Annotated in this window: 30 protein-coding genes; 18 read left to right on the top strand and 12 right to left on the bottom strand. The window is 69.7% G+C overall.

Annotated elements, in window-relative coordinates; genetic code table 11:
• Nucleotides 1-3: 3 nt before the first annotated feature.
• Together Q9R02_RS15995 and Q9R02_RS15990 are read left to right on the top strand one after the other, a co-directional pair.
• On the top strand, nt 4-1,104 hold the full coding sequence (locus Q9R02_RS15995; RefSeq protein ID WP_305997706.1) for a D-TA family PLP-dependent enzyme: 1,101 nt from the start codon (nt 4-6) through the stop codon (nt 1,102-1,104).
• Nucleotides 1,104-2,357 carry an MFS transporter gene (locus Q9R02_RS15990; RefSeq protein WP_305997705.1) on the top strand — a complete coding sequence of 418 codons (1,254 nt, stop codon included), beginning with the start codon at nt 1,104-1,106 and terminating at the stop codon, nt 2,355-2,357. Before Q9R02_RS15995 ends, Q9R02_RS15990 begins: the two co-directional genes overlap by 1 nt.
• An 18-nt stretch (nt 2,358-2,375) precedes the next feature.
• On the opposite strand, the gene Q9R02_RS15985 is transcribed toward Q9R02_RS15990, so the two are convergent.
• Complete coding sequence (locus tag Q9R02_RS15985; protein WP_305997704.1) at nt 2,376-3,317, bottom strand: NAD-dependent epimerase/dehydratase family protein; 942 nt, start codon at nt 3,315-3,317, stop codon at nt 2,376-2,378.
• A 68-nt stretch (nt 3,318-3,385) separates the two neighbouring features.
• On the opposite strand from Q9R02_RS15985, the gene Q9R02_RS15980 reads away from it, so the two are divergent.
• Genes Q9R02_RS15980 through Q9R02_RS15970 form a run of 3 tightly spaced genes read left to right on the top strand, consistent with a single transcriptional unit; the run spans nt 3,386 to nt 5,156 of the window.
• A complete protein-coding gene (locus Q9R02_RS15980) occupies nt 3,386-4,000 on the top strand; it encodes a TetR/AcrR family transcriptional regulator (RefSeq protein ID WP_305997703.1) in 615 nt (204 codons plus the stop codon).
• Nucleotides 3,997-4,710, top strand: a complete 714-nt coding sequence (locus Q9R02_RS15975; protein WP_305997702.1) for a type 1 glutamine amidotransferase domain-containing protein — start codon at nt 3,997-3,999, stop codon at nt 4,708-4,710. The genes Q9R02_RS15980 and Q9R02_RS15975 overlap by 4 nt, the downstream gene beginning before the upstream one ends.
• A gap of 20 nt (nt 4,711-4,730) precedes the next feature.
• Entirely contained in the window at nt 4,731-5,156 is a 426-nt protein-coding gene (locus Q9R02_RS15970) for a (2Fe-2S) ferredoxin domain-containing protein (protein ID WP_305997701.1), read from the top strand.
• A gap of 10 nt (nt 5,157-5,166) precedes the next feature.
• Here Q9R02_RS15970 and Q9R02_RS15965 read toward each other — a convergent pair whose 3' ends face one another.
• Complete coding sequence (locus Q9R02_RS15965) at nt 5,167-5,589, bottom strand: arsenate reductase ArsC (RefSeq protein ID WP_305997700.1); 423 nt, start codon at nt 5,587-5,589, stop codon at nt 5,167-5,169.
• Nucleotides 5,586-6,284, bottom strand: a complete 699-nt coding sequence (locus Q9R02_RS15960) for an aquaporin (protein ID WP_305997720.1) — start codon at nt 6,282-6,284, stop codon at nt 5,586-5,588. Before Q9R02_RS15960 ends, Q9R02_RS15965 begins: the two co-directional genes overlap by 4 nt.
• A gap of 120 nt (nt 6,285-6,404) precedes the next feature.
• Between Q9R02_RS15960 and Q9R02_RS15955 the strand changes: the two genes are divergently transcribed.
• Nucleotides 6,405-6,758: an ArsR/SmtB family transcription factor gene (locus Q9R02_RS15955; protein WP_305997699.1), complete on the top strand. Its 354-nt coding sequence runs from the start codon at nt 6,405-6,407 to the stop codon at nt 6,756-6,758.
• A gap of 49 nt (nt 6,759-6,807) precedes the next feature.
• On the opposite strand, the gene Q9R02_RS15950 is transcribed toward Q9R02_RS15955, so the two are convergent.
• Nucleotides 6,808-7,386 carry a DapH/DapD/GlmU-related protein gene (locus Q9R02_RS15950; protein WP_305997698.1) on the bottom strand — a complete coding sequence of 193 codons (579 nt, stop codon included), beginning with the start codon at nt 7,384-7,386 and terminating at the stop codon, nt 6,808-6,810.
• Nucleotides 7,387-7,420: 34 nt separating this feature from the next.
• Nucleotides 7,421-7,630: a hypothetical protein gene (locus Q9R02_RS15945; protein ID WP_305997697.1), complete on the bottom strand. Its 210-nt coding sequence runs from the start codon at nt 7,628-7,630 to the stop codon at nt 7,421-7,423.
• 31 nt (nt 7,631-7,661) lie between these two features.
• On the opposite strand from Q9R02_RS15945, the gene Q9R02_RS15940 reads away from it, so the two are divergent.
• Both Q9R02_RS15940 and Q9R02_RS15935 read left to right on the top strand, forming a co-directional pair.
• Complete coding sequence (locus Q9R02_RS15940; RefSeq protein WP_305997696.1) at nt 7,662-8,021, top strand: ArsR/SmtB family transcription factor; 360 nt, start codon at nt 7,662-7,664, stop codon at nt 8,019-8,021.
• A 71-nt stretch (nt 8,022-8,092) separates the two neighbouring features.
• Nucleotides 8,093-8,698, top strand: a complete 606-nt coding sequence (locus Q9R02_RS15935; RefSeq protein WP_305997695.1) for a cation diffusion facilitator family transporter — start codon at nt 8,093-8,095, stop codon at nt 8,696-8,698.
• An 89-nt stretch (nt 8,699-8,787) separates the two neighbouring features.
• Here the strand turns inward: Q9R02_RS15935 and Q9R02_RS15930 are convergent, their stop codons facing one another.
• On the bottom strand, nt 8,788-9,228 hold the full coding sequence (locus Q9R02_RS15930) for a tautomerase family protein (protein WP_305997694.1): 441 nt from the start codon (nt 9,226-9,228) through the stop codon (nt 8,788-8,790).
• 137 nt (nt 9,229-9,365) lie between these two features.
• On the opposite strand from Q9R02_RS15930, the gene Q9R02_RS15925 reads away from it, so the two are divergent.
• The 5 genes from Q9R02_RS15925 to Q9R02_RS15905 all read left to right on the top strand — a co-directional run bounded on the left by Q9R02_RS15925 (nt 9,366) and on the right by Q9R02_RS15905 (nt 13,682).
• Nucleotides 9,366-9,980 (top strand): TetR/AcrR family transcriptional regulator, encoded by a 615-nt coding sequence (locus Q9R02_RS15925; RefSeq protein WP_305997693.1) that lies wholly within the window; start codon nt 9,366-9,368, stop codon nt 9,978-9,980.
• A gap of 167 nt (nt 9,981-10,147) precedes the next feature.
• Entirely contained in the window at nt 10,148-10,489 is a 342-nt protein-coding gene (locus tag Q9R02_RS15920; protein ID WP_305997692.1) for a hypothetical protein, read from the top strand.
• 39 nt (nt 10,490-10,528) lie between these two features.
• Nucleotides 10,529-12,358, top strand: coding sequence for a helix-hairpin-helix domain-containing protein (locus tag Q9R02_RS15915; RefSeq protein ID WP_305997691.1), 1,830 nt, complete (start codon nt 10,529-10,531; stop codon nt 12,356-12,358).
• A 92-nt stretch (nt 12,359-12,450) separates the two neighbouring features.
• Nucleotides 12,451-13,059 carry a hypothetical protein gene (locus Q9R02_RS15910; RefSeq protein WP_305997690.1) on the top strand — a complete coding sequence of 203 codons (609 nt, stop codon included), beginning with the start codon at nt 12,451-12,453 and terminating at the stop codon, nt 13,057-13,059.
• Nucleotides 13,056-13,682: an RES family NAD+ phosphorylase gene (locus Q9R02_RS15905; RefSeq protein WP_305997689.1), complete on the top strand. Its 627-nt coding sequence runs from the start codon at nt 13,056-13,058 to the stop codon at nt 13,680-13,682. Before Q9R02_RS15910 ends, Q9R02_RS15905 begins: the two co-directional genes overlap by 4 nt.
• Before the next feature lie 33 nt (nt 13,683-13,715).
• Here the strand turns inward: Q9R02_RS15905 and Q9R02_RS15900 are convergent, their stop codons facing one another.
• Nucleotides 13,716-14,405: an anti-sigma factor family protein gene (locus Q9R02_RS15900; RefSeq protein ID WP_305997688.1), complete on the bottom strand. Its 690-nt coding sequence runs from the start codon at nt 14,403-14,405 to the stop codon at nt 13,716-13,718.
• On the bottom strand, nt 14,402-14,905 hold the full coding sequence (locus tag Q9R02_RS15895) for a sigma-70 family RNA polymerase sigma factor (RefSeq protein WP_305997687.1): 504 nt from the start codon (nt 14,903-14,905) through the stop codon (nt 14,402-14,404). Before Q9R02_RS15895 ends, Q9R02_RS15900 begins: the two co-directional genes overlap by 4 nt.
• A 206-nt stretch (nt 14,906-15,111) precedes the next feature.
• Between Q9R02_RS15895 and Q9R02_RS15890 the strand changes: the two genes are divergently transcribed.
• Nucleotides 15,112-15,702: a COG4315 family predicted lipoprotein gene (locus Q9R02_RS15890; RefSeq protein ID WP_305997686.1), complete on the top strand. Its 591-nt coding sequence runs from the start codon at nt 15,112-15,114 to the stop codon at nt 15,700-15,702.
• Between the two features lie 66 nt (nt 15,703-15,768).
• Here the strand turns inward: Q9R02_RS15890 and Q9R02_RS15885 are convergent, their stop codons facing one another.
• Together Q9R02_RS15885 and Q9R02_RS15880 are read right to left on the bottom strand one after the other, a co-directional pair.
• Entirely contained in the window at nt 15,769-17,157 is a 1,389-nt protein-coding gene (locus Q9R02_RS15885; protein ID WP_305997685.1) for an aspartate aminotransferase family protein, read from the bottom strand.
• A 35-nt stretch (nt 17,158-17,192) separates the two neighbouring features.
• Nucleotides 17,193-18,683 (bottom strand): CoA-acylating methylmalonate-semialdehyde dehydrogenase, encoded by a 1,491-nt coding sequence (locus Q9R02_RS15880; protein ID WP_305997684.1) that lies wholly within the window; start codon nt 18,681-18,683, stop codon nt 17,193-17,195.
• A gap of 102 nt (nt 18,684-18,785) precedes the next feature.
• Between Q9R02_RS15880 and Q9R02_RS15875 the strand changes: the two genes are divergently transcribed.
• Nucleotides 18,786-20,468: a PucR family transcriptional regulator ligand-binding domain-containing protein gene (locus tag Q9R02_RS15875; RefSeq protein ID WP_305997683.1), complete on the top strand. Its 1,683-nt coding sequence runs from the start codon at nt 18,786-18,788 to the stop codon at nt 20,466-20,468.
• Between the two features lie 94 nt (nt 20,469-20,562).
• On the opposite strand, the gene Q9R02_RS15870 is transcribed toward Q9R02_RS15875, so the two are convergent.
• Both Q9R02_RS15870 and Q9R02_RS15865 read right to left on the bottom strand, forming a co-directional pair.
• A complete protein-coding gene (locus Q9R02_RS15870; RefSeq protein ID WP_305997682.1) occupies nt 20,563-21,012 on the bottom strand; it encodes a hypothetical protein in 450 nt (149 codons plus the stop codon).
• 118 nt (nt 21,013-21,130) lie between these two features.
• The gene (locus tag Q9R02_RS15865) at nt 21,131-22,339 is read right to left on the bottom strand and encodes a low temperature requirement protein A (RefSeq protein ID WP_305997681.1); all 1,209 of its coding nucleotides are present in this window, start codon (nt 22,337-22,339) and stop codon (nt 21,131-21,133) included.
• Between the two features lie 215 nt (nt 22,340-22,554).
• Between Q9R02_RS15865 and Q9R02_RS15860 the strand changes: the two genes are divergently transcribed.
• Genes Q9R02_RS15860 through Q9R02_RS15850 form a run of 3 tightly spaced genes read left to right on the top strand, consistent with a single transcriptional unit; the run spans nt 22,555 to nt 26,044 of the window.
• Complete coding sequence (locus Q9R02_RS15860; RefSeq protein WP_305997680.1) at nt 22,555-23,424, top strand: MurR/RpiR family transcriptional regulator; 870 nt, start codon at nt 22,555-22,557, stop codon at nt 23,422-23,424.
• A gap of 44 nt (nt 23,425-23,468) precedes the next feature.
• A complete protein-coding gene (locus Q9R02_RS15855; RefSeq protein WP_305997679.1) occupies nt 23,469-24,674 on the top strand; it encodes an amidohydrolase in 1,206 nt (401 codons plus the stop codon).
• Nucleotides 24,671-26,044, top strand: a complete 1,374-nt coding sequence (locus tag Q9R02_RS15850) for a DUF3100 domain-containing protein (RefSeq protein ID WP_305997678.1) — start codon at nt 24,671-24,673, stop codon at nt 26,042-26,044. The genes Q9R02_RS15855 and Q9R02_RS15850 overlap by 4 nt, the downstream gene beginning before the upstream one ends.
• Nucleotides 26,045-26,205: the final 161 nt, after the last annotated feature.

Genomic DNA, 26,205 nt, shown 5'->3' with positions numbered 1-26,205 from the left:
TCCATGAGCTTGATCCCCCAGGACATCGACACCCCGGCCACCCTGATCGACCGGGAGGTGCTGGAGCGGAACATCGCGCGCATGGCCACCACCCTGGGCGGCAAGGGCCTGGCCCTGCGGCCGCACGTCAAGACGCACAAGATCCCGCAGATCGCCGCCCTGCAGCTCGAGGCGGGCGCCATCGGGCTGACGGTCGCCACGATCGGCGAGGCCGAGGTCTTCGCCGAGCACGGCGCCGCCGACATCTTCGTCGCCTACCCGCTGTGGCTGAGCCCCGGCAAGGCCGAGCGGCTCCGCACCCTGAGCCGGAGCGCCCGGATCTCCTTCGGCACCGATTCCGCCGAGGCGGTGCGTGAGGCCGGCCGCCTGCTGGGCGACGACGCCGGACGGCTGAGCGTGCTGGTGGAGATCGACAGCGGGCATCACCGCAGCGGGGTGACGCCCGAGGAGGCCGTGCTGGTGGCCGATGCGGCCCGCGATGCCGGGTTCCCGGTGGCCGGGGTCTTCACGTTCCCGGGCCACAGCTACGCACCCGGAATGCCGGGCGCCGTGGTGGACCAGGAGGGTGTCGCCCTTCAGCGCGCGGCGACGCTGCTGCGCGAGGCCGGGCACGACGTCGCGGTCCTCAGTGGGGGCTCGACGCCGACCGCGCTGCTCACCGGCGGGTCCGTGGCCACCGAGCTGCGGCCGGGCGTGTACGTGTTCGGCGACGCGCAGCAGCTGGAGCTGGGACGATGCACGCTGGAGGACGTGGCGCTGAGTGTCGCGTCCACCGTGGTGAGCCGGCACGAGGGTTCTGGCGAGGTGCCGCGGCGGATCGTCCTGGACGCGGGCAGCAAGATGCTCGGCGGGGACCGACCGGCCTGGGCCACGGGGTTCGCCCGGGTCCTGGAGGAGGACGGCGCGCGGGTGACGGCACTGTCCGAGCACCACGCCACCGTGATCTGGCCGGAGGACTCCCCGCTCCCCGCCCTGGGCGAAAGGCTCCGGCTCATCCCGAATCACGTGTGCGTGGCGGTGAACCTGGTGGACGAGGTCACCGTGGTCTCCGACGGCGCCGTGGTGGACACCTGGGCGGTGGCGGCGCGGGGGCGGAACAGCTGATGAGCGGCGTGCCCGACGACGGCGGCCGCGCGCCGTCGCGAACCAGCAATTCGGCGTCGAGCACCGCCCGCGTGCTGAGGCCCTGGCACTTCGTGGTGGCGTTCGGCGTCGTCAGCCTCCTGGCGGACATGGTCTACGAGGGCGCCCGGAGCATCATCGGCCCGTACCTGGCCACGCTGGGCGCCTCCGCCACCGTGGTGGGCCTGGTGGCCGGCGCCGGGGAGTTCATCGGCTACGGCCTGCGCGTGGTGTCCGGGTATGCGGTGAGCCGCAGCCGGCACTACTGGACGTGGACCATCCTGGGCTACACCTTGACCGTGCTGAGCGTCCCGCTGATCGGCGTCACGGGCATCCTGGCGCCCGGGCTCCTGCTGTACGGCACCGAACGGCTCGGCAAAGCCGTCCGTTCCCCCGCCAAGGACACGCTTCTCTCCCACGCCTCCACCCAGACCGGCCGTGGCAGCGCCTTCGGTGTCCACCAGGCGCTGGACCAGACCGGCGCCATGCTCGGCCCGCTCCTGCTGGCCGCGATCCTCGGCTGGAAGGAGGGCGATTACCGCCTGGCGTTCCTCTCACTGGCCATCCCCGGCGTCCTTGTGCTGGTGCTCCTGTTCTGGCTGCGGCACCGGGTGCCGGACCCGCGCGTGTATGAGGAAGCCGCGCCGGCCGCCGTCGCGCCCGAGAGCGCCGCTGAGCCCGCCCCCGCACGCCGCCTCCCGGCGCGGTTCTGGCAGTACACCGGCGTGATCGCGGTGCTCTCGGTCGGCGTCGCGCCCTTCCCGCTGCTCGCTTTCCACGCCCAGACTCACGGCCTCCTGAGCGATGCCCAGGTCCCGCTGATCTTCGCCCTGGCCATGGCCGTGGACGGGGCCAGCGGACTCATCATGGGCCGCGTCTACGACCGCAGCGGACCTCTGACCCTGGTGGCCGTGCCGCTCGCCGCGCTCCTGTCCCTGCTGGCGTTCCTGGAGAACGCCGTCTGGATCTGGGTGGGCGTGGCGGTCTGGGGCGTGGTCAACGGCGTTCTGGACTCCACCGTCAAGGCCGTGGTGACGGAGCTGGTGCCCAGCACCTCGCGCGCCGTGGCGTTCGGCTGGCTCGCCTTCGTCCGTGGAGTGGGCCTGCTGGTGGCGGGCGGCGTGCTGGGCGCCGCGTACGACGCCGGGGTGCCGGTGGCGGTGGCCCTCGCCGCGGCCGCGAACGTGGTGGCGTTCGCCGGGCTCGCCGTCGTGCTGCGGCGGCTGAAGGGCTGAGGGTTCAAAGCTGAGCTGTCAGCGCGGCTGCCGCGCCTCCGCCTCCTGCTGAATGGCGGCGAGCCCGCCGCGGTAGGTGGTGACTGAAAACTCCGGGAACCGGGCGGCGAACTTGCCGGCGTCGAAGATGTTGTCCTGCGCATACCGGGGCAGCAGCTCGCGCAGTTCCCGCACCTGGGGGTTGAAGGCCCCCGCCGTGCTGAGGAGCCATCGAGGGAGCACGGTGTATCCGGAACTCCGCCCGAACGCCTCGGCAGCCAGCGCCGTGAAGTCACGGTAGCTGAGCCGCTCCGTGTCGACCGGGAGATGCCAGGTCTGGCCATAGGCGTCCGCGGTGTTGCCGAGCAGCGCGAGTGCCCGGCTCGCATCCGGGGTCCAGATGAGAGTGCGCAGCCGGCTCGCACTGACGGGAACCACGGGTCTCTTCCCGGCCTTGAGGCGGTCCAGGATCAGGGCGTTCGTGAAGCTCTGCGTGCGGCCGGGTCCGTAGAACTCGGGAGCCCGGGCGATCAGCACCGGGATCTCGCCCCGGGACATCTCCGCCAGGACCATCTCCGCCATCGCGGCCCGGACCCGGCCCTTGCGGCCCACCGGGGCGAACGGGGTGTCCTCGGTCTGCACGCGGCTGTCCTGGGGATACATGTAGGTGTTGTCGAAGTAGACGAACTTGGCCCCTGCCGCCCGCGTGGCGTCCAGTGCGTTCTTCAGCATCGCGGGGAATTGCGCCTCCCACAGTTCCGTCTTCGCAGGCAGCCCGGCGGTGAAATAGACGACGTCGCTGCCCGCCACGGCGGCGGCCGTCCGTCCGGCGTCGAGAAGATCCGCGCTCATGACGGTGTCCGATTCGTTGACCTTGCGGGGGTTGCGGCTGACGAGCCGCAGCTCGCCGCTGTGATTCCGGTTCAGCTCCCGCGCGAGCTCGACGGCGATCTGCCCGTTCGCTCCCACAATCGTCTGCATCGTGTGACTCGACTTCCTTCGGCCTAATGTTTACACTGCTTACATCAGCGTAGGAGGCGAAGTTAGCAGTGTCAACATCGAGTACGAGCTACCACCACGGGGACCTTCGGACCGCCCTGCTCGTGGCGGCGACCGAAAGCCTGGAGGCCGGCGAGCCGTTCTCCCTGCGCGCCATCGCACGTCGCGCAGGCGTCTCCGCGACGGCGCCCTACCGGCACTTCGCCGACCGTGAGGCGCTTGAGTCAGCCCTCGCCGTCGACGGCTTCCATGATCTTCGCGCGGAGCTGACCGCCGCCCTGGCCGAAGCGCCCGACGTCACGCGGCCCGCCGACGTCGTCACCGCCCTGGGGGTGGCGTACGTCGGGTTCGCGTTGCGGCGGCCGGCGGTGTTCCGGCTGATGTTCGGGCAGGAGTGCGACGCGGAGGACAGCGAGCGCGTCCTCGCGTCCGGCGGGCTGCATGAGGTGCTGAACGACGCCGTCGGGCGGATGTTCCCGGACGCCGACGCCGCGGCGCTGTCGACCGCGTTGTGGAGCCTGGCGCACGGCCTGGCGTTCCTGCATCTGGACGGCAAGTTCCGGCCCGAGCCCGCGGACGACGTCGCCGCACGCGTGCGAGCGGCGGTCACGGCGATCTTCGCACTGCCCACTTCTTCCCAGCGCACCACGGAGGACCACTCATGAACCAGCGCATCTTGCACGTCGTCACCAACGTGAGCCATTACGACGATCCGTCTCACCCCACCGGGCTGTGGCTGTCCGAACTCGTGCACGCCTGGGAGGTGTTCGAGGAGCACGGCTTCGCCCAGTCGATCGTCAGCCCGCACGGCGGGGCAGTCCCCCTCGAGCCGCGCTCGCTCAAGTTCCCCAGCTACGACAAGGCGGCTAGGGCCTGGCACACCGACCCGGCGCGGATGGCCCTGCTGGAGACCACGGCCCGCCCTGAGGAGATCGACCCGGCGGACTTCGATGCCGTCTACTTCACGGGCGGTCACGCGGTCATGTACGACTTCCCGGACAGCGAGGGCCTGCAGCGGATCACGCGGGAGATCTGGGAGCGGGGCGGCGTGGTCTCTTCGGTGTGCCACGGTTACTGCGGCCTGCTGAACACCCGGCTCTCCGACGGGAGTCTCCTGGTGGCAGGACGGAAGGTCACCGGCTTCGCCTGGCAGGAGGAGGTGCTGGCGCGGGTGGACAAGCTGGTGCCGTACAACGCCGAGGAGGAGATGAGGAGCCGCGGGGCGCTCTACGAGAAGGCCCGGCTGCCGTTCGTCAGCTACGCCGTGGCGGACGGACGGCTCGTCACGGGTCAGAACCCGGGCTCCGCCAAGGAGACGGCACGGAAGGTGGCGGAGGTCCTTCAGGCCCGCTCCAACCGCGGCCCGCGGCAGTGACCAGGGGCAGGAGACCGCCGATGGCGAAGAAGAACGGCAAACGCGCCCAGCAGAAGCGCTCCGATCAGGACCAGGCGGTGGTGGTCGTCTGCCGGGGCGGGGACTGCGGATCCCGGCACAAGCACCCCCAGACGGACCACCAGGGACAGCTGCGGCGCATCCGCGACGGCGTCGAGCCCGCCGCGCAGGTCATCGTCAGCAGATGCCTGGACGCGTGCGATCACTCCAACGTGGTCGTCATCCTCCCGGACGCTGCTGGACGTGCGGAAGGCGCCGGGCCGGTCTGGATCGGAGAGGCCAACGACGCCGACACCACCCAGGACATCATCGACTGGGTCACCGCAGGGCAGCCGGCGGGACCGGGCCGTCCCGCCTTGGTGGACATCCGGGAGTTCACGCCCACCCGTCAGAGCCGCCACGAACTGGACCATGAGGCGATTCCCTGAGCGGCCGCACTCAGGCGATGGGGCGCAGGGATGCGATGAGCTCCTCGACCCGGCTGCGGATCTCGTCGCGGATGGGACGCACGGCGTCCAGGCCCTGACCGGCGGGGTCTTCCAGGATCCAGTCCTCGTAGCGCTTGCCGGGGAAGAACGGGCAGGTGTCGCCGCAGCCCATGGTGATGACCACGTCCGATTCCTGCACGGCCTCGGTGGTGAGGACCTTGGGGATCTCGGCGGACATGTCGATCCCGGCCTCGGCCATCGCCGCGACGGCGGCGGGGTTCACGTGGTCCGCGGGCTGGGAGCCGGCGGAGCGGACCTCGATGGCCCCGCCCGAGAGGGCGGTGAGGTAGGCGGCGGCCATCTGGGAACGTCCGGCGTTGTGGACGCAGACGAACAGGACGGAAGGCTTCTTCGCGGGGGCGCCAGTGTTCATGAAAGGACCTTTCGATCCGCCGGTGCGGCGATGGGGAAGAGGAAACGGATGAGGGCGAACCCGAGCAGGCCGCCGACGAACTGGGCGGCGATGAATCCCGGCGCGGAGCCCGGGGCGATGCCGGAGAATGAGTCGGTGATGGTGCGAGCGACCGTCACGGCCGGGTTCGCGAAGCTCGTGGAGCTGGTGAACCAGTACGCGGCCGCAATGTACCCGCCGACCGCATAGGCCACCCTGTCGCCCCGGCCCGAACGGGTCGTGCCGAAGATGACCAGCAGCAGGCCCACCGTGGCCACCACCTCAGCCAGCCACAGTCCGGGGCCGGTGCGCTCATGCGTGGAGAAGGTGACGGCGTCCAGACCGAACATCAGATGCGCCACCACCGTCCCGGCCAGTCCGCCGGCCACCTGTGCCGCGATCAGGACCACCGCAGCGCTCCAGGCCAGACTGCCCAGGGCCGCCTCGACCAGGGTCACCACAGGGTTGAAGGACGCCGAGACCGGCTGCAGAGCCAGGATCAGCGCGACCAGGGCGGCCCCGGTGGCGATGCTGTTCTCCAGCAGCGCCAGGCCCGTGTCATGCGGGGACAAGCGGGAAGCCATGATCCCGGAACCGACCACGGCCGCCACCAGGAATCCGGTGCCGAGGACCTCCGCCACCACCGTACGGGCCAGGCCGCTGGCCTGGGGCGCCATGGCCGGCGTGACTTCGTGACTGCTCACACTGCTCCTGACAGGAATGGATTGCTGGATGGCGATGCGCGGGGTATCGAGCTATACATCGATGAATATCAATATACGTGAGAGGATGGCGCCATGAACACCTCGCGAACCCTGGAGCTCACGCCCGTGGGAGAGGCCTGCTGCACGCCCTCCGCCCAGCCGGCCCTCAGCGTCGAGGAGGCAGCGGACCGCGCCGTGGTGTTCAAGGCTCTGGCGGATCCGAACAGGCTTCGCCTGCTCTCGATTGTGAAGAACGCTCCCGGCGGGGAAGCCTGCGTCTGCGACCTCACCGAGCCCTTGGACCTCGGCCAGTCGACCGTGTCCCACCACCTGAAGATCATGGTCGACGCCGGGCTGCTGCACCGCGAGAAGCGAGGCACCTGGGCCTATTACTCCCTGGTCAACGGCGCCTTGGACGGCGTCAAGGATCTTCTGGACGGCCTCTGAGCCGCACAAGGCGTTGAGAACCAGCGCGAGGACGGCACGACGGCGGTCATCACCAGGCGCGCTTGACCGTCGCCTTCGGGCCTGCCACGAGGCTTGCGGCCGGAACGTCGTCCGCGACGATGGCACCGGCGGCGATCACCGCATCACGTCCGATACTGACCCCCGGAAGGATCGTGGCACCCGCGCCGATCCAGACGTTCTCCGCAACGTCGATGGGCGCGCCGGTGAGGTGCCGGCGCCGCTCGCCAGGGTCCACCGGATGACTCATGGTGATGAACGTGGCCCGCGGGCCGACCATGGTCCCTGCACCCAGCCGGATACCGGCGTAGTCGAGGAACGTGCAGTTCTGATTGATGAACACCCGCTCGGCAAGCTCCAGGTTCAGCCCGTGATCCGTGAAGAAGGGCGGATAGACGGTGACCCCCTGCGGGAGCGGCCGGCCGAGGATCAGCTCGAACAGTTCGGCCTTGGCCGCGGCATCGTCGAACGGGAGGACATTCAGCCGCGAGGTCAGGGCGGTCACCTCCAGGACCCTCCGGCTCATCGCCAGGAACTCCGGCCCGAGGGTCCGGTCGGCGCCCAGGTCCTCGTCCGAACGATGGATGGGCATGATGGGGTCGATCGGCATCGGCGTGGACTCCTTACTGACACGGAGGTGGCACTCAGCGGTTGGCGTGAATGAGTTGCACGATCGGATCATCGTCGATCCGGTCGATTCCGCCGGGACTGTCGATGACCATGATCCGCGCCTCATCGCCGTACATCGGCCATGCCGCGTCGCACGGCGCGCCTCCACGGGCGGAGGCGACCCATTGCTCCTGCACCCAGGCGGACAGCAGCCGGTCGGCGTCGTCGTTCCCGTCAAGCCTCAATCCCATTCCCGGCTCGCGCTATCATCGACAAATGGCGATTTTAGAAGAGGTGCGCGATTCTTCGCGCTCCGGACTCGTACCGGCGGCAGCCCTGTTCCGTTCGCTCGGCGACCCCGCTCGGCTGGCCATCCTTCGCAGCCTTGCCGGGAGCGAGAAGCGCGTGGTCGACCTTGTAGCCGAGCTCGGGCTCGCGCAATCAACCGTATCCAAGCACCTCTCCTGCCTTCGGGACTGCAGACTCGTCACATCCCATCCGGCCGGGCGGGCGTCGATGTTCACCCTTGCGGCACCGGCCTTGCTCGGGGTATTCCACGCCACGGAGACCCTCCTGGAGGCCACCGGTTCAGCCGTCGAGCTCTGCCCCGAGTACGGCGCCGGGGCCACCCTGTGAGCAGGACCGTGAGCTCCGGATGCGATTGCGCCTCGGACTGCACCGATGCGTGCTGCGCACCGGAAGTCCAGGTGGACGAAGACTGGCACGCCGCAGCACGCAAGGCCAGGGCACTGTCCTGGGCCTCCCTGGCCTATATGGGCATCGAGGGCCTCGTGGCAATCATCGCGGCAGTCTGGAGCGGATCTGTCGCCCTGCTCGGATTCGGGCTGGATTCACTGATTGAAGGGCTGGCCTCGGTCATCATCGTCTGGCGGTTCACCGGGGCCCGGACCCTGTCCGAGGCGGCCGAGGATCAGGCGCAGAAGGCCGTAGCCGTGACCTTCTTCCTTCTGGCGCCGTACATCACCTTCGACGCCGTCAAGTCGCTCATTCACGGGGACCACGCCGAGACCAGCTGGCTCGGCATCGCGCTGTCCGTCGCTTCGCTGATCATCATGCCGCTGCTGGGCCGGGCCAAACGACGGCTCGGAGCGGTCCTCGGGTCCGCAGCGACCACGGGTGAGGGAAACCAGAACCTCCTCTGCGCATACCTGGCGGCCGCCGTCCTGATCGGACTGCTGGGCAATGCGGCGTTCGGCTGGTGGTGGCTGGACCCCGCCATCGGACTTCTCATCGCCGGCCTCGCCGTCAAGGAAGGGTTTGAGGCCTGGAAGGGCGAAGGCTGCGCCTGTTGACCAGCTTGTCAGCCGCACTGCCCGGCCTCACCATAGTTGTCAGTCCGCGCCCGAACCGCGGGCCCTTGGGGAGTGGCGGCGCTTTCGCGTCAGACCTCCTCGCCGGCCTGCAGGCTTGCGATCTCCGCCCTCGCAGCCGCCACGAGCTCCTCATTGGTACGCGCGTGGCCCTTGAGTCCCCATCCGCCGGGGACGGCCTCGGTGAGGAGCACCCAGGTGCGCTCGCGAAGCCGTTCGTCACCGGACGCGGCCACCACCAGTTCAGTGAGGCGCTCGACGACGGCCAGCTGCTTCTCGCGGTCCAAGGCGCCCGCGTTGGTCAGGACCTGGACGCGCACGTGGTCGCTGCCGCCGTCGACGTCGGAGATCGCGGCGGCCGGAAGTTCATGGACGAAAGCCGCCGTGTTCCGGCGGAACATCGGGATGTCCGGGACCTGCTCGACGTCCTTGACGGTCGCGGCGGCGTCGGTCGCGAGCCGGTGGGGATCGGCGAAGGTGCCCGCCGGGGCGTAAATGTCGATCATGGGCATGATGAGCTCCTTTTATGTATGTCGACCGTCATAATTGATCATGAGCGCGCGATCCAGGCTCGTCAAGGGTCTGCGGAATTCGTCCCGGCGGGCCGGGAATTATGATCGAGGCATAGTCGTCGGAGGACGGGAGGCACGTGGCAGCGGACACCAGGAACCGGATGATCGACGCGGCCCTGCGCCTGCTCGCCACGAAGGGCCTGCAGGGCGCCTCCCTGGCCGACATCCTGGAGCTTGCCGGCGCACCCCGCGGCTCCGTCTATCACCACTTCCCCGGAGGGAAGGACCAACTCATCGCGGAGGCGATCGAACGGGCCGGAGGGCGTGCACTGACACTTCTGGACGGGCTCGACGGCGCGGCCCCGGCTGAGGTGGCAGCACTCTTCCTGGCGTCCTGGCGGGAGCTTTTGGTCCGGACCGACTTCCGCGCCGGCTGTTCGGTGCTCGCCGTGACGATCGCGGCTGATTCGCCGGAACTCCTGGATCACGCGGGCGCGGTGTTCGATCAGTGGACCCGGCGCCTGGCTGAGCTGTTCCGGGCCGGAGGCCTGGAGCCCGACGGCGCGGAGGAGGCGGCTTCGACGCTCATCGCTCTCAGCGAGGGAGCGGTGGTGATGTGCCGGGCGTCCCGGAGCCTGCGGCCGCTGGATCTGGCGGAGCGGCGGTTCCTGGCACCGCTTGAGAACGCATCAACGGCCCGCCGGCACGCACGGAGGCCCTCTTCAACCACCGCGTCCCTCAGATCCAACTGACAGAAGAGATGAGAAAGCTCCCCACGTCCGCAGACTGACAGCTTTGCTGAGACAACTGACAACTGTGGCGAGGCCGGACATGCGCCCCTGGAAATCCTGTCAGTGGGCTGTCGTAGACTGAATCCGTTCGAACACACGTTCGACCGATCAGGACACGGAGGTTCGTCATGGGCTCTTACTCGGAACGTCTCAATGTCACCTGCTCGGCGGGCAACATCCCCGCCGTCGTGTCCTATGACGGCCGGGATTACCGGGTCTGCGAGATCCCCAGCCGCAGCTATCCGAGCCCTTCGCAGCCCAGTGGATCCGTTCCCCAGGACTACGAGATCTGGCGTCTCCGACTGGTCCGCGACCTGACGGGCCAGGAGCTCACTCTGCACCTGGCTCACTACACCGACCCCGAGCAGTGGCGGCTCCTGGGGGACCAGGAGACCCCTGCCCAACTCCTCGGCCGGGCCGAGAGGCTTCCCCCGAACGTCCTCCCCGCCGACCTCAGCCGCAGCGCCTGAGCCGCAGTCCCGCCTCCACGAGCCATGAGCCTCGCGCCCGTGCCAGAAGCCGACGCCCACCCGGATCACACTCCTGAGCGGGCGCACGCCGTCGTGATCCGTGACGGCCTCCACGGCGCGGTGCAGCATCTCGGGGCATGCCAAGAGCGGGACCTGCCGGCGCTGCTCGGGGCGAGCCTGGACGTCTTTGACCGTGCCGTGGACGACGACGGAACGCCGCACTCCCAGCACCACGGCCGGGTGACTGTTCTCGCGCACGGTGGCGGAACGGCGGGCACCGGCACCCGGGTGGAGCCGGGTGCCGGGTACCGCGCCCTGTGCCGCCTGGTCTCCGAAGCGAACGGACGTCGTCGCGGTCCGGACGGCGAGGCGCCCGTGGGCGTGAGCCGCCAGCGGCTCGCGGCTCACGCCGTGGACCCGGAGACGGGGTTCCCGGTCCTCACCGTGCTCCTCGGCCTGGACTCGGATGTGGGGGCTGCCATGCACGGCCCCCGGTATCTGCGTCCCCGCACCCTTTTCAAGGAATGGGTCGCGGCCATGCCGAGTGGGACCGTCGCCGTTGAACTGCTCGGCCCGGACACAGACGCCGGGTCCGGCGTCGTAGTGAGCCATGCGGCCCGGCTGCTCAAGCTCGCCCGCGAGCATCAGGTGCCGGCCATCTTGCGCCTGGGTCCCCCCGCGTCTTCCCCCACCGACGACGGCGAGCGCGCCTCCCAGCGGGTGGTCGCCGCCGCCGGCCTGCGGCTGAGCGATCTGCAGCAACTCGGCACGGACAGGGACCGCCTCAGGGAACGGTGCCGTCTGGATCCCGTGCGCGATGTGGAGCTCCGCGGGACCGCGCCGGACACGGAGCCGGCGGAGATGGCCGGCGGTCTGCTCGCCGCCCTGCGAGAAGCCGGAATCCGCTGCGCCCCAAGGGCCGAGGAAGAGCACGTCCCGGCCATCGACGTCGACGCCCGGCTGATGCGCCAGGCGTACCGAGTGCTCGCCAGGCAGGCCGGGAAGGGACGCGTGGCGCTCTTCGGGCAGTACCCTGAGCAACCGGGCCCGGGTACTGGGGATCCTTCTCCTGAGGGGTTGCTGCCCGGCGGACTGGTCGACAGCGGGGACGGATCTGCGGCGCCGGATGCACCACCCGCCATCGGTTCAGAGCCTCTCGGCATCGTCCTCGCGGACGGCCTGGCGGACCGCGTCCCGCTGCAACGTGGCCACCTTGGCTTGCCCATGAGTCAGTATTCCCGGGCGGAACTGGACCTGCTCGGCTTGTTCACCGTAGAGATCCGCGGTTCCCGGGAGCAGAGCGTGATCGCCTACGCGGAGCATGAGATTGAACGTCTCAACCCTGGAACAGTGCTTCCGACGGTCCTGGACGCCGTCTGGCTTGAGGAGCACCATCCAGCCGCTCTCCTGGCCGGGCGGTGCGAGTTCGGCGACCTCGGCCAGGAGGCCCGGCAAGCCGAAGCGGACCGTCTGGGAATCGAGCTGCTGCCCGCCCACGTCGTCCACAGCGCTGTCGAGAGCCGCGCCGTGGAGAGCCAGGCTGTCGAAAGCCGTGCCGCCGAGAGCGTGACGGAGGAGCCGGCACCCGTCCGCCTCGGACTCGGCACCATTCCCGGCCTCTCCGGCACGGATGCCAAACGGATCGTGGCCGGGCGGCCGTACGCCTCGGTCACGGAACTGCTCGAGCGCGCCGGCCTGTCCCGGACCGCGCTCCAGCGGCTGGCGGAGGCCGGGGCGGTGCGGGGCCTGGCCGGCGGCGAGGGACCGGAGCTGGCCCGGACCCTCCAGGGCATGGATTTCCGCACTCACGCGAAGCGCCCAGAACAAGTGCAGGGCCAGCTGTCCCTGTGCCTGGGGGCCATCCCGTGACCGGGCAGGGATCCGTGCGGGCAATCGGCATAGCCGGAAACGGCCGAGAATCCCTTCACCTGATACTCATTGATACGGCGTATCATTACAGCATGGCAGTGATCGGGCATGAGCACGGGACCCAGCGAACCGGGGTCTACAAGGTGCTGGATGGCGCCAAAAAGGAACGCCACATCTCCATCGACAACGACCAGTTCTTCGCACTGGCCGAGGAACTTGCCGACGTCACCACGTCCCTCAGCCAGGGAGAGGTGGACTTCCTGGTAGGCGAGGCGGGGCTGCCTGCGGAGATGTTCGAGCGAACCCGCATTGCTGCAGCCGCCGTGAGCGTTCGGCGCGTCGCCGAGGATGCGGACCACCGCGGCCTCACCGGGCTCAGTACATCCCAGGTGTCGGTAATGCTCGGCAGGGCCCCGTCCAACGTTCGCCGCTCCGCCGGCACGAACGATCTGTACACGATCCACGCCCGCCATAATCGAGAGTTGGTCTTCCCCGAGTGGCAGTTCCCGAACGGCCGCCCATTGCCTGGTCTGCGGCTCGTTCTGGACTCCTTCAGGGTCGTGCTTCACCCGCTCGACCTGGAGACGTTCATGACGTCTCCCAGCGAGGAACTGGACGGCCGGAGTCCCGTTGACTGGCTGGCCGCCGGCGGCGCTCCCGAGCTGGTTGCCGAGCTGGCCGCGGAGATCGGACGCCTGTGACGGCGAAGAATCCCTTCAACCCGCCCGCACCGCTTGAAGGGTTGGTCCACGAGAACAATGTCGAATTCACTCACGTCCTCTGGACCATCCACCGCACCTCGGGCCCCTATCGGCGGCTCTGGAACGAACCCCGTATCTGGGGTCCGTTGAAGTCGTCCCGTTGGGACCCTCGCGACGGGCCGGCGGTCGACCAGCCGGAGCGCTCCGTTCTCTACGCCGCAACGGACTTTCACACCTCGGTGGCCGAGGTCTTCCAGAAGACCCGCTCCATCCCGCTGGACCCCGACTTCAGCGTGGCCTCCTGGCGCCCGAGCCGCCCGCTCATCCTCTTGGACCTGACCGGAAACTGGCCGATCCGGGCAGGCGCGTCGTCGTCGCTGCACGCCGCGTCGAAGGCAACGTGCCGCAATTGGGCACGAACCATCCGCCTGGCCGGGCCCCACCTCGACGGACTGCTCGTGAGGTCGACGATGACGGCAAGCAACAACGTGATCCTGTTCGGGCCGTCCCAGGACTCGTTCCCTTCATATCCTGGGTTCGCCAGGCCGTTGAACAATGTTCCAGAGACCTTGATCTGGGCCGTCCACAGAGAACTCGGCTGGCCCGTCCGTGCGATGAATTGACACCCCCGCCCGAATACCGGAGCGGCACAGCCCTCACCCGATCGTCAGGCTCGCGAGCGCGTGCTGGGCCTCGTCCCGGATCTGGATCCCCCGGATCGCCGACGGCTGCTGCGCCGTTGCGCCCGTGAGCACCGCCGTGCCCTGATACGCGGAGGAGCTCCAGCTCGCGGCCCGTTCCCAGCCGCCGTCGGCGTTGGAAACCCACACGCTGTACACGCCTTCACCCAGCATGCCGTGGCAGCTCAGCTCGAGCTCGGTCCCCCAGTTCTTGCGCACCAGGGCCACATCCACCTGCACCCCGTCCGCCGAGCTGAGCGTGTACCGCGCCACCGGAGCCGGCTGCGTCACGGCCGGCGCCGGGACGGCGATCGGGCCGGCCGGGTTCACCACCGGTCCCAGCGCCACACCGCCGACCAACGCTGCGGCGGCCACGGCGGCAGCCGCGGCTCCCCAGCGCAGGCGGTTCACGCGCCGTCGTGCACGGACTTTCGCCAAAAGCACCGGCGGGGCAACCGCCTCCACCGGCGCCTCCGCGGGCGCCAGGGCCATGGCCCGGCTCACCGGCACCGCGTCCAGCAGTGCCGGAAGCATCTCGAATCCCTCAGCCTCGGCCCGGCACTCGGCGCACGTCGCGAGGTGCGCCTCCACGGCGCGGGTCTCCTCGGCGTCGAGCCCGCCCAGAATGTACGCGCCCAGGGACAGGCGCATCTCCTCGTGACTCATGGCTCCACCCCCATCTCCTCCAAGGTGCTCCGCAGCGCCTTCAACGCGTAAAAACAGCGCGACTTCACGGTCCCCACCGGCACCCCCAGTTCCTCGGCCGCCTCGGCGACGCTCAGGCGCCGGTAGTGCAGCGCGATCAGAGCCTGCCGGTGCTCCGCCGTCAGTCTCAGCAACGCCTCTTCCATGACCACCCGGCCCAGGAGGACGTCGATCCGCTCGGCGTCGTAGGCCCGGTCGAAGCCGTCATCCAGGGAATCCACCACCCGTGGCCGCCGCGCCTGGTGCCGGTACTCGTCCACGATCAGATTCCTCACCGTCCGGTACAGGTAGGCGCGCAGCCCCACGGTGGTCTCCGGAGCCAGCTTCCACACCCGGATGATGGCCTCCTGGACGATGTCCTCGGCCTGCTGCTCACTGCCAACCGCACCCCGGGCGAAGCGGCGGAGGGCGGCGCCGTGATCGCGGTACATCGCCGCCACAGCCTCCTCATCCATCGGCATGTGCCGCCTCCCAGGTCTGCGCCAAGCACTGTCACCTCTCCAGACGACGGCCGCGCCGGATCGGTTCACGCCCCTTCATTCTCCCGCCGATTCACCGCGGATCAACCGGGAATGGACCGGGCGATGAACCGTCCTGCGCGGGCCGTCGTCTCACGGACAGGTGATGATTCACCGCCCCATGGGAAAGCCTGGAAAGGACAACAGTCATGAACAAGCGTCCAGCACTTCTCGTCGCCTCGCTCGCCGCGGCGGCGGGCCTCGCGCTCACCGGGTGCGGCTCGGGGTCCGGGTCCGGAGGCTACGGTGGCTCCGCCCCGACGTCGTCCGCACCGTCATCAATGGCACCGTCATCCATGGCCCCGTCCTCCAGCAGCGCTGGCGGTGGCTATGGAGGCGGTGACTACGGCGGCGGTTCCGGGAGCACGCCCGCTGCGGGCGCCCTGACACTCAAGACCGCCACGGTGGCCGGCAAGTCCATCGTGGTGGACGGCAAGGGCGACACCGTCTACATCTTCACCCCGGACGGCATGAACGCCACCAAGAGCGCCTGCCTTGGCGCGTGCGCCGCCATGTGGCCGGCCGTGGAGAGCGACAGCGCGCCCACCCTGCAGGGCGTCACTGCCAAGACCGGCAGCATCACCGGCTCGGACGGCAAGATGCAGGTCACCGTGGCCGGCATGCCGATCTACTTCTTCTCCCATGACACCGCCCCCGGCCAGGTCAACGGCCAGGGCGTCAACGGCGTCTGGTACGTCCTGGGCGCGGACGGCACCGTGATCAAGGATTCGCTCAAGTAAACAACGACGACGACGGCCCGCTCACCTCTGGTGAGCGGGCCGCCTGGAGCGCGGTGGCGCCGGCGCTCAGGCCCTGGCCACCGCCGCATCCGCCACGTCCAGCGCATGGTCGACGACGGCGAGCGCCTCCCGCAGCTGATCGTCCGGGATGTTCAGGGCCGGGACGACGTGGACGCGGTTGAAGTTGGCGAACGGCAGGACGCCGCCGGCCTTGATCTCCGCGATGACCGCGTTCATCTCCGGGCTGGAGCCGCCGTACGCCGCGAGGGGCTCACGCGTCTGCCGGTCCTTGACCAGTTCGATCGCCCAGAACACACCGGAACCGCGGACGTCGCCCACGCTCGGGTGTTTGGCCTTCATGGCCTCCAGCGCCGGGCCGATCACGTCCTCGCCCAGGCGCTTGGCGTTCTCCACCATGCGCTCATCCCGCATGGCGCCGATCGTGGCCACGGCCGCCGCGCACGCCAGCGGATGCCCGGAGTACGTGAGGCCGCCCGGGTAGGCGCGCTGCCGGAAGGTGTCGAACACCGGGTCGGAGATGATGACGCCGCCCAGCGGCACGTAGCCGGAGGTCACACCCTTGGCGAAGGTCACCAGGTCCGGCACCACGCCCCAGCGCTGGAACGCGAACCACTCGCCGGTGCGTCCGAAGCCGGCCATGACCTCATCCGCGATGTACATGATGCCGTACTTGCGGGTGATCTCCCGGACGCCCTCCAGGTATCCGGCGGGCGGGCCGAAGATCCCGGCCGTGCCGGGCACCGTCTCCAGGATCACGGCCGCCACATTGGAGGGCCCCTCCAGGACGATCATGTCCTCCAGGTGCTTCAGCGCCCGCTCCGTCTCCTCAGCCTCCGTGGTGGCGCCGAAGTAGGAGCGGTACAGGTAGGCGGGCAGGAAGTGGACCACACCGGCGTCGCCGTTGTCGTTGGGGAAGCGCCGGGGGTCTCCCGTGACGTTGATGGCCAGGTCCGTGCCGCCGTGGTAGCTGCGGTACGCCGCGAACACCTTCCGGCGGCCCGTGTGCAGGCGCGCCATGCGGATGGCGTGCTCCACGGCGTCGGCGCCGGCGTTGGTGAAGAACACGTGGTCCAGTCCGTCCGGCACCAGCTCCGTGATGAGCCGGGCGGCCTCGGAGCGGGCCTCGTTCACGTACTGCGGCGCCACGGTGCAAAGCTTGCCGGCCTGCGCGTGGATGGCGGCCACCACGCGGGGGTGCTGGTGCCCGATATTGGTGTTGACCAGCTGGCTGGACAGATCGATCAGGCGGCGCCCCTCACCGTCCCAGACCTCCGAACCGGCGGCCTTGAGGATGGTCATGGGCGTCAGGGTGTCCTGGGCGGACCAGGAGTGGAAGACGTGCGCGCGGTCCAGATCGTAGGCGCGGCGCCCGGCCTCGATCTCATCGGCGGTGGGTGGGAGTGTCTCCGTGCCGGGGAGGGTGTCGGCGCTCATGACGGTTTCCTTTGCTCTGCTGGGGTGGTGGAGGTTCAGGCGTTGGTGGGGAAGCCCAGGTTCAGGCCGCCGTGGCTGGGATCCTGCCAGCGCGTGGTGACCACCTTGCCGCGGGTGAAGAAGTGCACGCCCTCGGTGCCGTAGGCGTGGGTGTCCCCGAAGAGGGAGTTCTTCCAGCCGCCGAAGGAGTAGTAGGCCATGGGCACCGGGATCGGCACGTTGATGCCGATCATGCCCACCGTGACCTCGTTCTCGAAACGGCGCGCAGCCCCGCCGTCGTTGGTGAAGATCGCCGTGCCGTTGCCGTACGGGTTGGCGTTGACCAGCTCGATGCCCTCATCGAAGCCGTCCACGCGGACCACGGACAGGACCGGGCCGAAGATCTCGTCCTGGTAGATGGTCATGTCCGGGGTGACGTGGTCGAAGAGCGTCGGGTTGAGGAAGAAGCCGTCGCCCTCGGCGTCCGGGCTGGGGTTGCGGCCGTCCAGGACCAGCGTGGCGCCGGCGTCCTCACCGGCGTCGATGTACCCGGCCACCTTGTCCCGGTGGGCGGCGGTGACCAGCGGGCCCATGTCGCAGCCGCGGGTTCCGTCACCGATCCGCAGGGTGCGGGTGCGCTCGGCGATCTTGGCCACCAGTTCGTCCGCGATGGCCTCGACGGCGACCACGGCGGAGATCGCCATGCAGCGTTCACCGGCGGCGCCGAATCCGGCGTTCACGGCGGCGTCGGCGGCCAGGTCCAGGTCCGCATCCGGCAGGACCAGCATGTGGTTCTTGGCGCCGCCCAGCGCCTGGACGCGCTTGCCGGTGGCCGTGCCGCGCTCGTAGACGTACTTGGCGATGGGGGTGGAGCCCACGAAGGAGACGGAGGCGACGTCCGGGGAGTCCAGGAGGGCGTCCACGGACTCCTTGTCGCCGTGCACCACGTTGAAGACACCGTCCGGCAGGCCGGCCTCCTTCCACAGGGCGGCCAGCCAGTTGGCGGCCGTGGGGTCCTTCTCGCTGGGCTTCAGGACGATGGTGTTGCCGGCGGCGATGGCCACGGGGAAGAACCACATGGGCACCATGGCCGGGAAGTTGAAGGGCGAGATGATGGCGGAGACTCCCAGCGGCTGCCGGATGGAGTGCACGTCCACCTTGGTGGAGGCGTTCTCCGTGTAGCCGCCCTTGATGAGGTGCGGGATGCCGCAGGCGAATTCGACCACCTCCTGGCCGCGGGCGATCTCGCCGAAAGCGTCCTCCAGGACCTTGCCGTGCTCGGCGGTGATGATGGCCGCCAGCTCACCCTTGCGGGCGTTGAGGAGTTCGCGGAAGGAGAAGAGGACCTGGACGCGGCGGGCCAGGGAGGTGTCCCGCCAGGCGGGGAACGCGGCCGCCGCTGCGGCGATGGCCTCCTGCGTGGTGGCCGCGCTCGCCAGGGCCACGCGGGAGGTGACCTTGCCGGTGGCGGGGTTGGTGACGTCGCCGAAGCGGCCGGCGTCGCCCTCGGTGGCGGTGCCGTTTATCCAGTGCTGAATGGTCTGCATGGGGGTCCTTTCGGGGTTTCCTGATTCCATCCTGTGCCCTGGATCACAGCCACGCACCTGACAATCTGTTCTGCTTTGATGCCATGGATTTACACTGTGTCCATGCCTGCGCCCACGCCTCCCAGCACTCTGACCGTCCGCGACGTGCTGACCTTGGAGGCCCTCGCCGCCGGCCGGCCGGAGGTCCTGGCCGGGGAGAGCGGCCTGGACGCCCCGGTCCGCTGGGTCCACATCGCTGAGGACACCGAAGCGGGCGGCCTCCTGCAGGGCGGCGAACTGGTGCTCACCACCGGCCTCGCGTTCCGCCGATCCCCCGCCCTGACCACGGCGTTCCTGCGGCGCTTCCATGGGGCGGGCGCGGCCGCCGTCGTCGTCGAACTGGTGGACGACGACGGCGCCCCGGACACCGAGGCGATCGCCACCCTCCGCGCGGCTGCCGCCGTCGTGGACGCCCCGCTGGTGCTGCTCACCCGCCGCGTCCGCTTCGTGCAGGTCACCGAGGACGCGCACCGCGCGCTCATGGCGCAGCAGGTGACGCGCCTGGAGCGCGCCCGGCATGTGCACGAGGTGTTCACGGGACTGGGCCTGGAGAACGCCGGGGAGGCGGCGATCGTGCAGACCACGGCGGAGCTGCTGGGTTCACCGGTGGTGTTCGAGGACGCGGCCCACCTGGTGCTCAGCTACGCCACACACGGCGAGGACCCCACCCGGCTCCTGGACCGCTGGACCAACCGATCCCGGCACGTCGGGTATCTGAACCACACGGGGTTCGGCACGGGTGGCGAGCGCTGGCTGCAGACCCCGGTGGGGCTGAAGGGGCAGCGATGGGGCCGGCTGCTGGTGCCGGGACCGGCCATGCAGAACGACGACGCCGCGTGGAACCCGGACTCGTGGGAGCTGGACACCTGGGAACTGACGGACGCGCTGCAGGTCCTGGAGCGCGCGGGGCAGGCGCTGACCATGGCGCGCATGGCGGGCCGGGACCGGCGGGAGCTGCTCATCCAGGCCCGGGCCGGCCTGGTCCAGGATCTGCGTCAGGCCTCGCCGCCGCGCGAGGAGGAGGCGCGGGCGCGCGCCCGCGCGCTCGGCCTGGAGCCGGGCGCCGGGTACGTTCCCGTGGTGGCGAAGCTGGATGGCGGAGCGGAGGGGGCCGAGGACGCCACGGCGGTGCAGCTGAGCGAGCGCGCCTTCCTGGACGCGCTGCAGGAGTGGGCGGCGCGGGATCACCATTCGGTCCTTGCGGCCAGCCTGCACGCGGGGTCCGTGGCGATCCTGCTGCTCCTGCCCGCCTTGGAGCTCGAGGACGCCACCCTGCACCGCCTGGCCGCGGGGGTCCACGCCCCGGGACTGAGCTGGACGCTGGGCGTGGGACGCCCAGACCGCTCGCTCGTGGCGGCGGCGCGTGGGCTGGACGATGCGGATCAGGTGGCGGATACCGCGGCGACCCTGGCCTCGCGACGCCTGCCGTTCCACCGTTTCAGCGACATCCGGCTCCGCGGGCTGCTGTCCCTCCTGGGACAAGACCCGCGGGTGAAGGCGTTCGCCCAGGCGGAGCTGGCGCCCCTGCTGGACCCTCCGGCACCGGAACTCATAGAGCTTCTGCGGGACCACCTGGAGCACGGCGGGAACATGTCATCGCTGGCGAGGGCCCGGAAGGTGAGCCGTCAGGCCCTCTACGCCCAAGTCCGGCGGCTGGAGGAACGGCTGGGCGTCTCCCTGGACGAGGCGGAGTCCCGGGCCTCGCTGGCGGTGGCGTTGCTCTGGCACGAACTCGCGGGGCGGTGAAGGCGGCGTTTCCTGAGCAGTCGGATCGTACCGCCTGACATGAAATGCGCACTTTGAGCCGACGAAGCGTCGTACGCCCCGGGCCAGGACCAGGTCAAAGCCTCAGCCGCTCCGCAAGCGCCTTTGCGCGATCACGTACGGCGAAGAATTCGTCCTTGGGCAAATAGTCCGCACCGGCCTCCCGGATGACCTCCCCAAGGTACGGATCCCGCTGAGGAAGATCCTTTCTCCTTCGAGGAAGGGAGGTATACCCTTCGCGGGTCTCTGCGCGATCTTTGATTCCCGCCCAGGCCCGGATCACCATCATCGGCACGGCCGCCACCATGGCCGCTCCTACCAGCACGTCGGTGAACCATGACGGCTGGAGAATCTTCGAACTGGAAAGAACGGTGAGGGAACCCCAGGCGCAAACAGAAACCGTCGTTGCGTGGACGAGCCGCTTGTACAGGACGTAGGCGGAAGGGCCCGGCAATTTTCCCGCGTCTGGATCGGCCACGCCACCATCCTCGCGGACCACGACCGGAAAGTGAAGGATATTTGCCATGGGAAAGGCGTTTCGGAAGTCTGCAGATTTCCGAATCGGCCCGGAATGGCCGCTTCGATCTCTCCAGGAGGCCGATTCCGGTTCTCCCCCCCCGGACTTGTGCCGACCGTTCCCAGCGTCAGCCCGGCCAGACTCCGGCCTTCGCCACCGCCTTGCGGCGGGCCAGGCGTTCCGCGATCACCACCACCGCGACCAGCACACAAGCCATCGCGCCCAGTACCCACACGGCCGGGATCCAGGCAGCCCCCGCGGAAACGGCGAGCGGAAGGAGCACCGCGGGCAGCGCCCACGGGAGGATGACGCGCCACCGGTTCCCGTACCGGCGGGAGACGAGGGCGTTGGTGCCGTAGAACAGCGCGACGCCGGCGCCGAGGGTCACGCCGCTGGCCACCGGCAGGATCCCGGCCGGGGCGGAGATGGCGGCGGACAGGGCACCGGCCAGCATCATCACGCCGGCCACGAGGAGGTAGGGCAGGAAGGCGAACGTCTCCACCAGGCCGCGCGAGTCGTCCGCCCTCACGAGCCTCTCCAGGCCCGCCCGCATCGAGTCGACGCCGAACATGAACATGCTCCAGGCCAGGCAGGCCGTGATGACCAGTGCGAGCCCCGCCGCGAGCCCCACCATCGGAGACAGGGAAGCCGACACCGCGTTGACGATCGCCAGCACGGATTCGCCGAGCGCGATGATCACGAGAGTTCCGAACCTCTCTGCGAGGTGTTCCACGTTGACGGTCCCCAGCCGTCGCAGCAGCCCGGGCGCCGTGACCACGAGGAGCACGATCTCGACCACGATCGCCACCGCCCACAGCAGGAAGCGCCCGGGAGCAGGGACGAAGGCGGACGCGAGCCAGAGGATCCCGGTGGCGCCGTTGTAAGCGAGCACCCGGATCCGCGCACCCGCCCCCGCAGACCAGCTGCGCCGGACCCAGAGACCGAGCATCACGCCGCGCAGGGCCGCGTTGCCGAGAGCGAAGAGCCATCCCGAAGACGCCGTCGCCCCGGGTGCCGCCACGGCGATGGCCCCCATCGCGGCCATTGCCGCCAGCATGTAGCCGGCCAGGGCGCGACGGGAGAGGTGCTCCTGGATGTTGACCGAGAAGGTCAGGTTCACCCAGGACCACCAGACCGAGGAGAAGAGGGCCAGGAAGACCCCGACGTCGGCGAAGTCAGGATGGGTGCGCAGCCCTGCGGAGAGCTGGCCGACCAGCACCACGAAGACCAGGTCGAAGAACAGCTCCATCCAGTCGGCGCGGGAGGCGTCCCGGTCATCCACTGTGGGGGCCGGCCGCCCACGGCGCAGGGCGAGGGGACGATGCGCACGGCTCACGGCCTCTCCTTCCCCGCATGACAGCCCGGCCCCATGAGCCCGACAAGCGTCATCGTAGAGAGGCATCCGGGCCCATTCAATCCCCCGACAGGCCCGCGCGGCTCCCCGGAAACCATCCCCCACGGCTTCTTTCTGCAAAGTCTTGTGCAGAACAGCAGTTCTGCACATACAATTGCAGAAGAGACCTGGATCACAGCTGGACCGAAGGAGGAGAGATGGACGAGACGACGGAGTCCCAGACGCCCGGCAACGGCGGCTGGCTCGGCGACGCCATCCCCGCTCTCAAGCTCACCAAGGCCCAGGCCCGCGTGGTGGACGCCCTCACAGTCAACCCGAAGCTGGCCTCCTACGGCGACGTCACCGAGATCGCCCTCAAGGCCGGCGTGAACAGCTCCAGCGTCTCCCGCACCGCCCAGGCCCTCGGCTACCGCGGCTGGTCGGACCTGCAGCGCGAGCTCCGCGCCCGCTACCTGGTCCACATCGCCGACACCGCACCCCTGTCCCACCGCGTCGAGGTGCGCTCGCCCATTCACGACTCCCTGGCCCATGACGTGGAGAACCTGCGCCTGGCCATGGACACCGTGGACCCCCAAGCCGCGGACGACGCCGTGACCGCACTGGCCACCGCCCGCCGCATCATCGTCGTCGGGCAGGGTTCCTACTCGGCATCCGCCGTCGCATTCGCCCATCTCCTGGCCACCGCGGGCTACCCCGCGAACTTCGAGGGCCGCGCCGGCGTCCACCTCGCCTCCGCCGTCGGGTCACTGCGGCCCGGCGACGCCCTGGTGGTCTTCCACCTCTGGCGGCCCCTCAAGCACCTGACCATCGCTGCGCAGCTCGCGCGCCAGGCGGGCGCCACCGTCATCACCGTGACGGACCTGAAGTCCACCGATCTTGCCAAGGCGAGCAACCACCTCCTGCTCGTCCCCTCCGAAGGCGTCTATGCCTTCCAGTCGGCCACCGCCTCCCTATCCGTGGCGTACGGCCTGCTCGCTGGTCTGGAGGCGCGCGAACCCGAGCGCGTCAAGGCCGGCATCGAACGCACCTCGCAGTTCTGGGACGAGCTGGACCTCTACACCAACTGACGCCCCGCTCAACCACTCCGTTTCGACCTTTCCCCAGGAGCACCATGCCTTCCTCCGCCGCACCCACCAGCCAGCTCGCCCAGAACCTGGAGGCCGTCCGCCCCGCCGTTCTGGAGATGGCCCGCTTCATCCACGCCAACCCGGAGCTCTCCTTCGAGGAGGTCAAGGCGGCCGCCGCCATCACCTCCCTCCTGGAGGCGCACGGCTTCGGCGTGGAGCGCGGCACCGGCGGCCTGGACACCGCGTTCACCGCCACGATCGGCAGCGGTGAGCTCGTGGTGGCCATCTGCGTCGAATACGACTGCCTGCCGGAGGTGGGCCACGCCTGCGGCCACAACCTCATCGCCGGCTCCACGGTCGGCGCCGCCCTCGCCCTCGCCCCGCTCGTGGACGAGCTGGGCATCACCCTCAAGGCCATCGGCACCCCCGCCGAGGAGCACGGCGGCGGCAAGTCCCTGCTCCTGGACGCGGGCGCCTTCGACGGCGTCGGGCTGTCCCTCATGGCCCACCCGGTACCGGAAGGCCGTACCGCCAACCCGGCGGGCACCAGCTCTCAGGCCGTGGGCCGCTTCCGCGCCACCTTCGCCGGCCAGGCCGCCCACGCGGCCGCCATGCCGCACCGCGGCATCAACGCCGCCGACGGCGCCGTGCTGAGCCAGGTGGCCGTGGGCCTGCTGCGCCAGCAGCTGCCGGACGACCACCGCACGGCCCTCTTCGTCCGTGAAGCGGGCGTGGCCACCAACATCATCCCGGACCGCGCCGTCGTCGACTTCGAATGCCGCGCCTTCACCCTGCCGGAGTACGAGTCTCTCCTCTCCCGCGTCCGCGCCTGCTTCGAGGGCGCCGCCCTGGCCAGCGGCACGGAGCTGAGCATCGAAGACATCGAGCCACTCTACGAGCCGCTCAACCAGGACCTGCAGCTGTCCGAACACTGGAACGCGGCGTTCGGCTCCCGCGGTCACGACGTCACCCCCGCACCGGATTCCTCCGGAGGCGGGTCCACGGACATGGGCAACATCAGCCAGGTGATCCCCAGCATCCACCCCATGTTCGGCATCCCCGGGGCCACCGTCCCCATCCACTCCGCCGGCTTCACCGCCGTCGCGGACACCCCCGCGGCTTACGAGGCCATGTTCGACGCCGCATATGCCCTGGCCGCCACCGTGGCCGGCGCGGCATCGAACCCCGAGCAGAAGGCGCGCTTCACGGCCGCCGCCTACCACCCCGCGTCCGCAGAGGCACTCGCATGAGCAGCACCACCACTTCCCGTCCCACCCGCACCAAGACGCTCCCCCTTGCCGCGCTGGCTCTCGCCGTCGCGGTGGTCGCCCAGCTCATCGGCCCCCTGAAGATCCCGGTGGGCATCGGCACCCTCCTCATCCTCCCGATGGTCTGGGGCCTGCTCATGGGCCTGGTGATCTCGGTCCAGAAGATCAAGCCGCTGCCGGTCAAGTACCAGCGGATGGCCACCGCGCTCTCCGGCATCGCCGTCCTGGTGCTCTGCGCGCGCCTGTCCATGGACATCGGGCCCAGCCTGACCGCGCTGCTCAAGGCCGGCCCGGCGCTCCTCCTCCAGGAGGTCGGCCACCTGCTCGGCACCATCGTGCTGGCACTGCCGCTGGCCGTGCTGCTCCGCATGGGCCGCGCCACCGTGGGCGCCACCTTCTCGCTGGACCGCGAACCCGCCTTCGCCATGGTGTCCGAGCGCTTCGGCCCCAACTCGGACGAGTACCGCGGCGTGCTGGCCATGTACGTCTTCGGCACCATCTTCGGCGCGGTCTACATCAGCATCGCCGCGTCCCTGGTGGCGAACTGGAAGATCTTCGACCCGCTGGCGCTGGCCATGGGTTCCGGTGTGGGCTCCGGCTCCATGATGGCCGCCTCGGTCGCCAGCGTCACGGCCGCCTACCCGGCGGACAAGTCCGCGATCGTCGGCATGGCCGCCGTGTCCAACCTGATCACCAGCATGCTGGGCGTCTACGTGGGCATGTACATCGCCCTGCCGCTCGCGGACCGCTTCTACCGCCTGCTGACCCGCTCGGCCGCCGTCGCGCCGGCTGCCGTCGCGGTCTCCACGCCGGTCCCGCTCGCGGGATCCAATCCCGCCCAGTCGAGCGACGACGCCGGCAACGCCGCCTTCCGCGCACAGGTCGCCGAGGCGTCCGCCGCCGTGTCCGTGCCGCTGCGGACGTCCCTGCCGATCGTCGGCATCCTGGGCCTGACGACGGCGACCATCGCCGACATCGCCTCCGGCAAGGGTTTCAGCTGGAACACCGTGATCGGCTACGTGGTCATGATGCTGATCGTCCTGGCCGCCTTCGGCCTGGCCAAGCTGAGCCGCAACAAGGTCCAGGCCGTCGTCTGGGTCACCACGCTGGGCGCCTACCTGTCCTCTCCGTGGTCCCCGCTGGCCGCGTTCATGCACAGCACCGCCGACGCCGTGGACTTCGTGTCCATCACCACGATCGTGCTGAGCTTCGCGGGCCTGTCCCTCGGCAAGGACATCGGGCTGCTGCGCAAGATCGGCTGGAAGATCATCCCCGTGGGCCTGGTGGCCATCACGGCGTCCTTCCTCTTCGCCACCGTGATCGCCGAGTTCTCCCTGGGGCTCTGGCACTGACACCCCTCGCCGAGAGCGCAGCTGACGCCCCTAAAACGCGGGCGAGTTCAGAAGGTTAGCGCAACACCCTGATGGTGGAGGGTGTGCGTGGCGAAGAAGATCGCGTGGGAGGTCCGGGCGGAGGCGTATCACCGCTTGTTGGCGGGTGAGTCCGTGCTGGG

Origin of the sequence: Arthrobacter horti (genome assembly GCF_030731045.1) — a bacterium.
Classification (GTDB): domain Bacteria; phylum Actinomycetota; class Actinomycetes; order Actinomycetales; family Micrococcaceae; genus Arthrobacter_E; species Arthrobacter_E nanjingensis.
The sequence above is the reverse complement of the archived record's forward strand: the minus strand, read 5'-3'. Positions and strand labels throughout refer to the sequence as shown.